Here is an 11184-nt window from a genome sequence, read left to right on the forward strand (position 1 = left end):
CACGAGACAGCTCACGACCGCCGAATCCCACCAGAAACTCCCCCAATACGCCTAACTCAGGCCGCGAGGGTCCCGGGCATCACCGCGCGGGGCCCGAACTTGGCACGCGCCAGGTCGGCGACCTCCTCGATCCGGCGGACCTTCTCGTCCACGGGATCGAAGGTGAGCTGGTGCGCGGCCTCCCCGGCCGGGGTCAGCCCCTCGGCCCGCAGGGCGAGCGCCCGCACCCGCGCCCGCTGGAGCCCGAGCGCCTCGTACATGCCGTACGCCGCCCGGGTGAGGTCGGCCGAGTGCGCGGTCGGCTCGGCGAGGGTGCGTCCGCGCACCGTGGTGGAGCGGTCGGCGTAGCGCACGGTGAGCGTCAGGGAGCGGCAGACCCGCTCCGTCTCCCGCAGCCGCGCCCCCAGCTCCTCGGCATCGGCCAGCAGCGCCCGCCGGTGCCGGCCGGGGTCCAGCTCGTCCACGCCGAAGGACCGCTCGGCCCCCACCGACCGGGAGACGGCGTTCGGCACGACCCGCCCCCGGTCCACCCCGCCCGCCCGCTCCCGCACATCACGGGCGACCTTCGCCCCGACCAGCCGCTGAAGCGTGGCGGGCGGCGCGACGGCGACCCGCCCGAGGGTGTCCAGCCCGTACTCGCACAGGGTCCGGGCGGTCGCCGTGCCCACACCGGGCAGCGCGACCACGGGCAGCCCGGCAAGGAACTCCGCGACGGCGCCCGGCCCCTCGGGAACGGCACACACCGCACCCGGCCGGGCCTCGCGCAGCGCCATCCGGGCCAGCATCGGCCCCGGCCCGGCCCCGGCCACGCAGTCGACCCCGAACCGGGCGAGCGCCCGCACCCGGATCAGCGCGGCCAGCTCCACCGCACCCCGCCCGAAGTACCGCTCGGCCCCCCGCAGGTCGACCAGTGCCCCATCGGGCGGCAGCCCCTCCACCACAGGACTGAACTCCTCCAGCAGCCCGAGCAGTTCAGGCAGCTCAAGCTCACCGTCGCCGCCACCGGGGCGCCGGAAACGCACACAGAGGATGGTCATCCCGCACTCCCCGGACTCTGGTGCCACAGCTTCCGCATGGCGGACGGCGCCTGCTCGGACACCTCCTGGCCGGCCGGCCGCATATCGGCCCAGGGATGCAGCTGGAACCCGGTGGACATGCGAATCCGCCGCCCCACGCCGTCCGCCACGGCCTCCCCCTCCGGCACAGGCTCCGCCAGCCGTGCCGCGACCCGCTCCAGCCCGCCCTCGGCGCGCAGTTCGGCCAGTTCGGCGAGGTTCCAGGCGACCGACCCGACCACGCTCAGACTGCGCGGCCCGCGCCGCTGGACCACTCCCCGCACCAGCAGCAGCCAGGAATGGAAGACGGTGTGCGCGCAGGCGTCGTGGGAGTCGTCGAAGAAGGCCAGGTCGACCAGCCCGGTCCCGTCGTCCAGCGTGCTGAAGATGACCCGCCGGCCGGACCGGATGGGCGGCGTCTGGGTGGCCGCCTTGGCCCCCGCGACCAGCACGGTCTCTCCATGCCGGGCCGCACGCAGCCGCCGGGCGGACACCACGCCCAGCTCCTCCAGAAAACCCTGATGGTCGTCCATCAGATGACGGGAGGCGTCCATGGACAGCACACCCAGCTCCGCACTGAGCCGCTCGGCGTCCGACAGATCGGGCAGCCCGGCGGGAGCGGTCCGCCGCCCGCCCCCCAGCGGAAGCTGGTCCCCGCGCCCGCCCCGGGACCCCCGGTGCAACTCGGCCAGATGCAACTGAAGATCACGCCGGTTGGCCCCGAAGGCATCCAGCGCCCCGACCTGGGCCAGCCGTTGTGCGAGCGGCCGCCCCGGCCGCCCCCGCTCCCAGAAGTCCAGCAGAGAGGCGTACGGCTGCCCCTCGGCGATCCGGGCGGCCTCCGCCTCGCTGATCCCATGTACATCGGCAAGGGCGAGCCGCACCCCCCACACCCCTGAACCAGACACCAGTTCGATTTTATGAGCGAGCCCGGACACATTCACGTCCAACGGCAGGACCGGCACCCCGTGCCGCCGGGCATCCGCCAGCAGCAACCGCTTGGGATACATCCCGGGATCATGGGTGAGCAGCCCGGCATAAAAAGCGGCAGGGTGATGCGCCTTGAGCCACGCGGACTGATAAGTAGGCACAGCAAAGGCAACAGCATGCGCCTTGCAGAAGCCGTACGACCCGAAAGCCTCGACAATTCCCCAGGTCCGCCGCACCGTATCGGCGTCATAACCACGCTCCCCCGCCCGCTGCGCGAACCACACCCGGACCCGCCCCTGAGCCTCGGAGTCCGAAAGCAGCCGGCGGGCATAATCGGCCTCGCCACGCCCGCACCCGGTCATGACCACAAGAATGTCGATGATCTGCTCGTGAAAAACGACCACACCATACGTTTCCCGCAACACCGGCTCAAGATCCGGATGCGGATACCGCACAGGCGCCCGCCCGTGCCTGGCCTCGATGAAGGGCCGCACCATGTCAGCAGCGACAGGACCGGGCCGGAACAACGAGATATCAACCACCAGATCCCCGAAACAATCAGGCTGAAGCCGCCCGACCAGGTCCCGCTGGCCGGGCGATTCGATCTGGAAGCACCCGAGCGTCTCGGTCGACTGAACAAGCCGATAGGTATCGGCATCCCCCTCGGGCAGAGCGTCCAGATCGACCCGCTCCCCCGAAGCCCGCTCCACCTCGGCGACGGCATGCGCCATGGCCGACTGCATCCGCACCCCGAGCACATCGAGCTTGAGCAGCCCGAGATCCTCCACGTCCTCCTTGTCGAACTGCGACATGGGCAGCCCTTCCCCGCTGGTGGGAACCACGGGAGTACGACGGAGCAGCGAGGAGTCGGACAGCAGGACCCCGCAGGGGTGCATGGCGACCCCACGCGGCAGGGCGTCCAGCGCCTCCACCAGCTCCCACAGCACCCCGTACCGCTCCTGCTCCCCGGCGAGCCCCTTCAATTCGGGCAACTCGGCGAGCGCGACCCGGGCGTCCCGGGCCCGGACATGCGGAAAAGCCTTGGCCACCCGGTCGATCTCGGCCGGGTCCATCGAAAGAGCGGCCCCCACATCCCGAATGGCATGCCGAACCCGATAGGTCTCCGGCATGGAAACGGTGGCGACCCGCTCACCCCCGAACCGCCCGATAATAGCCCGATAGACCTCGATCCGCCGGGCGGACTCCACATCCACATCGATATCGGGAAGCGCTACCCGCTCCCGCGACAGGAAACGCTCCATGAGCAACCCATGCGCCACCGGATCAGCATGGGCGATCCCCAGCAGATGATTCACCAGAGAACCGGCCCCGGACCCCCGAGCGGCAACCCGGATTCCCATTCCCCGCACATCGTCGACAACCTGAGCAACGGTCAAAAAATAAGAGGAGTAACCATGATGCCCAATGATCTCCAGTTCCTCATGCATCCGCTCCCAGTATTCCCGCCGCCCGGAATATCCGAGCCGCACCATCCCCGCGACGGCACGCGAAGCAAGCGTCCGCTGAGCCCCCCGCCACCCGGCCCCCACCAGCCGCCCCTCAGGAAACCGGACGCTCCCGATCCCGAGATCGTCCTCAGGATCGACGACACACTCCGCGGCCGTACTCAAGGTCTGCTCCACCAGCCGCACCGCCACCCCCGGCGCATACCCGGCGGCAGCCACCACCCGCTCGGCGACGGCCAGCATCTCCCCCGCCCCCTTCAACCAGGCTTCACCGGAGTCGAGCCCCTTCCGCGGATCGATGGGGACGAGCCGCCGAGCGGCATCCAGCACATCGGCGACGCGCCCCTGTCCGGGATCGGCATACCGCACGGCATTGCTGAGCACCGGCCGCACCCCTTGCTCCACGGCGAACCCGAGAGCACGAGCGGCAAGCCGCAGCGACCCGGCCCCCGTACCGTCCACCCCGTGCCAGACCACCTCGAGCCGTAGAGCGGCGTCGCCGAAGACCTCCCGCCAGGACCCCAGCAACCGGGCGGCCCGATCAGGCCGCCCGGCGGCCAGCGCCCGCCCCACATCGGAGTCAGGCCCGAGCAGCACGACCACGCCCTCCCCCCGAAGCGCCTCCCGGGGCAGCAGCGGCCGAGCACCCCCACCCGCCCACGCGGCAGTGACCATCCGACACAGCTCGGCCCACCCCAGAGCCCCGTCGCGAGCCAGAAAGGTCACCCGGGGAGCCGACTCATCGACAAAGACCCCGCCCCGCACAGGAGCCCGGACCCGCCCCCCAGCACTCCCAGCCGCATCCCGAGGACCAACCCCGAGATCGACCCCGAAAACGGGCCGCACCCCACTCCCCGCACAAGCCTTGGCGAACCGGACGGCCCCGGCGAGGGAGTCCCGGTCGGTGAGGGCGAGCACATCCATGCCCCGCTCGGAGGCACGGGAGGCCAGCCGCTCCGGATGCGAGGCCCCGTACCGCAGGGAGAACCCGGAGACGACCCGCAGATGCGCGAACGTCACGCCAGCACCTCCCACCAGTCAAGCCAATCGAACACCCGTTCCACACCACCATACCCCCACTATCGAACGCACGTACGATAAGCGAGACCGAGCCCCTCACCTGCGAAAACAGCCGGGAAGCGCCACGGCGGGACAGTCGAGGGCGGCGCGGAGGGGGCGTGTCGGGGGTGTCCGCCGACAGCGGCCGGCGGACACCGACCCGGACGGCGAGAGAATCAAAAGTCGCCGGCCCGAGGACGGACACAACCCGGGCGCGGCCCCGCCCCGGGACGCACACTCCGACCCCGCCGGCGCGCGGCCCGTCACCGCCCCAGGCGCAACGACCGGGGGCCTAATCCACCCTGACGTTTCGTCATGTCGCAAAAACTGACAATCGCCCCACAAGCCGCGCTCTGGACGTCTCCAGAACTCCTCCGGTCACCCGGACACACCACACATCACCCGTACGCCGGGACAAATCATATTTCACTCCCAGTCAGCAGCCGTATGAGTCGCGGCCCTTGGGGCACAAGGGCTCTCGACGGATCAGTCGTGCACCAGTACCGTCACAAACCCCCCGCGCGGCGTCTATCCACTTGGCGCGTCGTCCGCATCATGGATGACCATAGGTACGCGAAGAACGAGCAAGACCGCTGTGAGAGGAGGCGTCCATGGGATCGGTACGCAAGGCGAGTGCGTGGCTCGGCCTCGTCGACGACAACGATGACGAGCGTTACTACGACGACGACTACTCCGAGGGCACGGAGTCCGCTGACGCCTGGGTCACCGACCCGCGGGTGAAGGTGGCCGCGGACACGGCCGAGGACAAGGGCCGCCGGATCGGCACGGTCACCCCGGACAGCTTCCGGGACGCCCGCGCCATCGGCGAACTGTTCCGGGACGGCGTCCCGGTCATCATGAACCTCACGGCGATGGAGGGCGCCGACGCCAAGCGCGTGGTCGACTTCGCGGCCGGACTCACCTTCGGGCTGCGGGGCACCATCGAGCGGGTGGCGACGCGGGTCTTCCTGCTGACGCCCGCCCACACCGAGATCGTCAACGGTGAACCGGCGGGCCGCCGGAAGGACGGCTTCTTCAACCAGAGCTGAGGCGGGGCCGCGCACCGGCCCCGCCCCCAGGGGGCTCACCGGAAGGCGTCGAGCCCGGTGAGCGCCTTGCCCAGCACCAGCTGGTGCATCTCGACGGTGCCCTCGTAGGTGAGCACCGACTCCAGGTTGGTCGCGTGCCGCATCACGGGATATTCGAGGGAGATCCCGTTGGCACCGAGGATCGTCCGCGCCGTCCGGCAGATCTCGATGGCCTCGCGGACGTTGTTCAGCTTGCCGAAACTGATCTGCTCGGGCCGCAGCCGCCCGGCGTCCATCCGCCGTCCCAGATGATGGGCGAGCAGAATCCCCTTGTGCAGCTCGACCGCCATGTCGGCGAGCTTCGCCTGGGTCAGCTGGAAGCCCCCGATGGGCCGCCCGAACTGCTCCCGCGTCCGCGCGTAGTCGAGGGCGGCCTCGAAGCTGCTGCGGGCGGCACCCATCGAGCCCCAGACGATGCCGTACCGGGCGTGCGAGAGACAGCCGAGCGGCCCGCGCAGGCCGGTGACCTCCGGCAGCACCGCGCCGGCGGGCAGGCGTACGTCGTCCAGCACCAGTTCGCTGGTGACCGAGGCCCGCAGCGACCACTTGTGCTTGATCTCCGGCGCGGAGAATCCGGGGCTGCCGGCGGGGACCACGAAACCCCGGATGCCGTCCTCGGTACGCGCCCAGACCACCGCGACCCCGGCGACCGAGCCGTTGGTGATCCACATCTTGCGCCCGCTGAGCACCCAGTCCTCGCCGTCCCGCCTGGCGAAGGTGCGCATGCCGGCCGGGTCGGAGCCGTGGTCGGGCTCGGTGAGCCCGAAGCAGCCGATCACCTCACCGGCGGCCATGCGGGGCAGCCACTCGGTCTTCTGCTCCTCGCTGCCGTACCGGTGGATCGCGTACATGGCGAGCGAGCCCTGCACCGAGACCAGGGAGCGGATGCCGGAGTCGGCGGCCTCCAGCTCCAGGCAGGCCAGGCCGTACTGCACGGACGACGCGCCGGCGCAGCCGTACCCGTCGAGGGACATGCCGAGGGCGCCGATCGAGCCGAGTTCGCGGGCCAGCTCCCGGATGCCGGGCAGCTCGCCCCGCTCGTACCAGTCGGCCACGTACGGCAGCACGCGGTCGGCCGCCCAGGAGCGGACGGTGTCGCGGACGGCGAGATCCTCGGGGTCGAGCAGGTCGTCGAGACCGAGCGGGTCGGCGGGGTCGAACGCGGGCGGCTTCGGGGACGCTGACATGGGGAACACCCTCCGGCACTCTGCGGCTCTGTAAAACTAGCAGCGCTAGTTACGATGCACGGCCGACGTTACGGCCGAGCGCGCCGCACGTCCAGAGCGACCGCGCCGGAGGTCAGGCGGAGACCGCGGGTTTCCCGGCCGCCCTGGGCGCGGGCAGCTCGCCCTTGGCGAGCGGTACGGGGCGCTGCCCCGCAGGCTGCGACGCGGACACCGGCACCTCGGTCTCCTCCGGTGCGCAGTTCATGACCTTGGGCAGCCGCAGCGCCATCAGCGCGCCGAGCAGCAGCAGACCGGCGCTGACCAGCAGTGTCACATGCAGTCCGTGCACGAAGGAGTCGCGGGCGGCGTGACGCAGCGCGGCCCCGGCGGGCCCGCCGAGCCGTGCGGCCACCTCGTACGCCTCGCCCAGCGAGCGGCCCGCCGCAGACGAGGCGGACGCGGGGACGCCGGGCACGGAGCTGAGGGCGGGTGCGTAGGCCGCGTTCATCACGCTGCCGAGCAGGGCGATGCCGATGCCGGCGCCCAGTTGGTAGGAGGTCTCGCCGATGGCGGCGGCGCCGCCGGCCCGGTCGGCCGGTGCCTCGCTGAGCATGGACTCGTACGCCCCGAAGAGGGTCGTCTCCAGGCCGAAGCCGAGCAGGACGAAGCCGCTGAGCAGCAGCGAGGTGTTGTCGTGGCCGCCCATCGCGGTGAGCAGGACGACGGCGACGGCGGTGATCACGAACCCGGCGCAGACCATCCGGCGCGGCCCGAGGGAGCGCAGCACCCGGGCGCCCGCGAGGCCGGCCGCCATCGCGGCGACGGTCAGTGGCAGCAGACGCAGCCCGGTCTGGAGCGGAGAGAGGCCCAGCACCAGCTGGAGATACTGCGCGGCGATCAGCTCCAGGCCGACCAGGGCCAGCATGGCGAGCACGATGCAGCCCACCGAAGTGCTGAACGCGGGCCGCCGGAACATGCTGAGGTCGACCAGCGGGTGGGCACGGCGGGACTGGCGCCGTACGAAGAGGACGAGGAGGGTCGCCCCGACCAGGAGCGGTACCAGGGTCAGCGGGCCGGTCATGTCCTGGCCGCCGCCGAGCCGTTTCACGCCGAGCACGACGCCGAACAGACCGCCCGCCGCCATGAGAGCGCTGACGACGTCCCAGGGGCCGTCGCACGCGCCACGGGACTCGGGCAGCAGCATCCGGCCGATGGGCAGGCTCACCAGCATCAGCGGGATGTTGACCAGGAAGACGGAGCCCCACCAGAAGTGCTCCAGCAGGAACCCGCCGAGCAGCGGGCCGACGGCCGCGCCGACGGCGGCGACCGCGCTCCAGATGCCGATGGCGAGCGCCCGTTCGCGCCGGTCGGGGAAGACCTGGCGCAGGATGGAGAGCGTGGCGGGCATGATCATGGCGCCGCCGACGCCGAGCAGCGCGCGGGCCATGATCAGCGTCTCGCCGTTGTGGGCGAGCGCGGCCAGCGCCGAGGCCAGGCCGAACAGGGCGTAGCCGAGCAGCAGGACGCGTCTGCGTCCGACCCGGTCGCCCAGTGTGCCGAAGAGGATCAGCAGCGAGGCGCAGACCAGGGGGTAGACGTCGACGATCCAGAGCAGTTCGACACCGCTGGGCCTGAGGTCCTCGGTGACGGCGGGGACCGCCACATGCAGCACGGTGGCGTCGAGGCCGACGAGCAGCAGGCTGACACAGAGGACGACGAGGACGATCCAGCGGTTGGTACCGGCCCCGGACGCCTCACGGGACGGCCGGACAGCGGCCGTGGTCGTCCCGGACATGTACGTACCTCCCAGAAGAATCCTCGCGTGCGCCGGGTCGGCGGGACGGGGTCTTCGCGCCGGTGAGCCGGAGAGGAGCGGTGTCTCCGGCCCGCTCGGACCCACGCGGGTGGCTCGTCAGCGTACGCGAGTTCACGCCCAGGTCACATGGCGGACCTCTCATGGTCGCGCCCGATCCGTGTGGCGTACGCCACCTCGTCACCTGGGGTCGCCGGTGGATGAGGGGTGGTCCGCGCGGCCGTCGATAATCGGCCCGTGACCGAGACAGCGACGCGGGCGGCCCCGCCCGGGACCTCCCCGCCCCGCCGGGCCCTCGGGGCGCTTCTGGGGTACGTGGCGGTCCGCGCCCTGGGGCTGGCCGTGCTGGCCGGGTGGAGCGCCGCGCGCGGCACGTCCGCGCACAAGCTGCTCTCCGCCCGCTGGGACTCCCTCTGGTACGCCCGGGTCGCCGGGGCGGGCTACGGCCACGAGGTCCGGCTGCCGAACGGTGACGTCCACTCCGACCTGGCGTTCTTCCCGCTGCTCCCCTGGCTGGAGCGACTGCTGCACGCGCTGACCCCGCTGTCGTACGCGGACGCGGGCCTCGTGGTCTCCGCGTCGGCCTCGCTCGCGGCGGCGGGCGGGATCTTCGCGGTGGCGGACCGGCTGTACGGGGCGCGGGCCGGGATGTGCGCGGTGCTGCTGTGGGCGGTGCTGCCGGTCGGGATCGTGCAGTCGATGGCGTACAGCGAGTCCCTGTTCACCGCGCTGGCCGCCTGGTCGCTGTTCGCGGTGCTGTCGGAGCGCTGGGTGACGGCGGGGCTGCTGGCCTCCCTCGCCGGGCTGACCCGGCCGGTGGGGGCGGCGGTGGTGGCCGCGTTGTGGGTCGCGGCCCTTGCCTCGTCCGGGCGAACCGGGAGCGCGGAGGGTCCGCCCGGCGCACTCCTCGCCCCGCGCGCCCCCGCGTGGCGGCGGGTGCTGGGCTCGGCGCTGGCTCCGCTGGGCGCGGCGGCCCATGTGCTGTGGGTGGGCCACCGCACCGGGAACGGCCCGCTCGGCTATTTCGACGTACAGGCCGGGTGGCGCAACGGGTTCGACGGCGGGTACGCCTTCGCGCGCTTCGTCGCCCGGATGCTCACGGGGTTCCCCTCGGTCCTCGCGGGCGTCGCCCTGATCGTCGGCGTCGCCCTGCTGATCCGGCTGTACGCGGCCGGGGTGCGCCAGCGGCAGCCGCTCGCGCTGCTGGTGTACAGCGGGGTCGTCCTGGCGCTGGCCCTGTGCGCGTCGGGCTACTTCGGCTCCAAGCCCCGGCTGCTCATCCCCGCCTTCCCGCTGCTCTTTCCGCCGGCCCGCGCCCTGGCACGGGCGCGTCCGGCCCGCGCGGCGCTGCTCACCTCGGCGCTCGCGGCCCTTGCGGCGGTCTACGGCGCCCTGTGGCTGAACGGCTCCGGCCCGCCCTGACCGGCCCGGCGGGCCGGGTGAGCGCCCGGCGAATACGAGGCCACCTTTCGGTGAACCAATTTAAAAGCGCCATAAAACCGCGCCCGGCACGTTCGGGGAAATTGCGGGGGGCGGCTCGGGCGATATTGCCGATGTTCAGGAATTAAAGGCGGCTCCTGAGACCTTTCCCACATCACATCGTCATCACAAAGCCCCAGTACTGACCGGGAACACACCTCACTCGCTGTAACGTCGATTGGGTGCGCACCGAACGAAACCTCACCCGGCGTCTGGACCGGGTGTTCACCAGGCTGGACCGTGAGCCGGAACGACCGGCCCATATCGACGTGCCGCGGATGTCGCGGCACCGGGCCGTGCTGTTCTCCTCGACCCTGGCCTTCTACCTGGCGATCGTGTGGGCCGTGATCACCACGTCCTGGCTGGTCCGGCTGGACTGGCAGGTCATGTTCTTCCGGCCGTACCAGCAGTGGCCGGAGATCCACGCCTTCCTCGACTACTACGTGGTGCTCGGCCAGCGCGGCCCCACCGCGGTGATGGTCGCGGCCTGGCTCGGCTGGCGCTCCTGGCGGCAGCACACGGTCCGTCCACTGCTGACCCTGGCCGCCTCGCTGCTGCTGCTGAACATCACGGTCGGCGCCGCCAAGCTCGGCATGGGCCGGCTCGGCCCGCACTACGCCACCGTGATCGGCTCGAACGAGATGGGTCTGGGCGGAGACATATTCCCCTCGGGTCACACCGCCAACGCGGTCGTGACCTGGGGCATCCTGGCCTATCTGGCCTCCACGCCGAGAGCGCGCCGCTGGCTGTCCGCGCTCTCCGCCGTCACCTCGCTCGGCGTCGGCCTCACCACCGTCTACCTCGGTACGCACTGGCTGAGCGACGTGCTGCTGGGCTGGGCCGCCGGGCTGCTGATCCTGCTGGCCCTGCCCTGGTTCGAGCCGCTGATCTCCCGGGTCGAGAACGCGCTGTTCGCGCTGCGGGACCGGTTGCGCGCCCGCTGGCGGCGCCGCGTACCGGCCCCGGCCGCGCCGCTCGCCCCGGTGGCGCTCCACCCGCTGGCCAAGTCCGCCGAGGCGGCCGTACCGGCGCGGGAGCCGGTCGGCTCCTCGCGCGGGGCCCGGCCCCCGATCGTGCTGGCGCCGGGCCCGCACTCTGCCCGCTCCGAGCGCTCCCCGGTCCCCGCGG

General features: G+C 71.8%; 7 protein-coding genes. 3 read left to right on the forward strand and 4 right to left on the reverse strand.

From position 1 onward, the window contains the following. Positions 1-56: 56 nt before the first annotated feature. Positions 57-1037 carry a hypothetical protein gene (locus ACFWN1_RS02790; RefSeq protein WP_384357451.1) on the reverse strand — a complete coding sequence of 327 codons (981 nt, stop codon included), beginning with the start codon at positions 1035-1037 and terminating at the stop codon, positions 57-59. Continuing rightward, positions 1034-4471, reverse strand: a complete 3438-nt coding sequence (locus ACFWN1_RS02795) for a DNA polymerase III subunit alpha (protein ID WP_384357453.1) — start codon at positions 4469-4471, stop codon at positions 1034-1036. The genes ACFWN1_RS02790 and ACFWN1_RS02795 overlap by 4 nt, the downstream gene beginning before the upstream one ends. A 650-nt stretch (positions 4472-5121) precedes the next feature. Between ACFWN1_RS02795 and ACFWN1_RS02800 the strand changes: the two genes are divergently transcribed. Further along, complete coding sequence (locus ACFWN1_RS02800; RefSeq protein WP_384357455.1) at positions 5122-5559, forward strand: cell division protein SepF; 438 nt, start codon at positions 5122-5124, stop codon at positions 5557-5559. A 35-nt stretch (positions 5560-5594) separates the two neighbouring features. On the opposite strand, the gene ACFWN1_RS02805 is transcribed toward ACFWN1_RS02800, so the two are convergent. Together ACFWN1_RS02805 and ACFWN1_RS02810 are read right to left on the reverse strand one after the other, a co-directional pair. Further along, positions 5595-6785, reverse strand: a complete 1191-nt coding sequence (locus ACFWN1_RS02805; RefSeq protein WP_384357457.1) for an acyl-CoA dehydrogenase family protein — start codon at positions 6783-6785, stop codon at positions 5595-5597. A gap of 112 nt (positions 6786-6897) precedes the next feature. Beyond that, entirely contained in the window at positions 6898-8559 is a 1662-nt protein-coding gene (locus ACFWN1_RS02810) for an MFS transporter (RefSeq protein WP_384357459.1), read from the reverse strand. Between the two features lie 255 nt (positions 8560-8814). Here ACFWN1_RS02810 and ACFWN1_RS02815 point away from each other — a divergent pair, with 255 nt between their 5' ends. Continuing rightward, positions 8815-9999: a glycosyltransferase family 39 protein gene (locus tag ACFWN1_RS02815; RefSeq protein WP_384357461.1), complete on the forward strand. Its 1185-nt coding sequence runs from the start codon at positions 8815-8817 to the stop codon at positions 9997-9999. A gap of 239 nt (positions 10000-10238) precedes the next feature. Further along, a partial coding sequence (locus tag ACFWN1_RS02820; protein WP_384357463.1) for a phosphatase PAP2 family protein occupies positions 10239-11184 on the forward strand: 946 nt, incomplete at its 3' end.

Origin of the sequence: Streptomyces sp. NPDC058459 (assembly GCF_042721685.1) — a bacterium.
GTDB lineage: Bacteria > Actinomycetota > Actinomycetes > Streptomycetales > Streptomycetaceae > Streptomyces.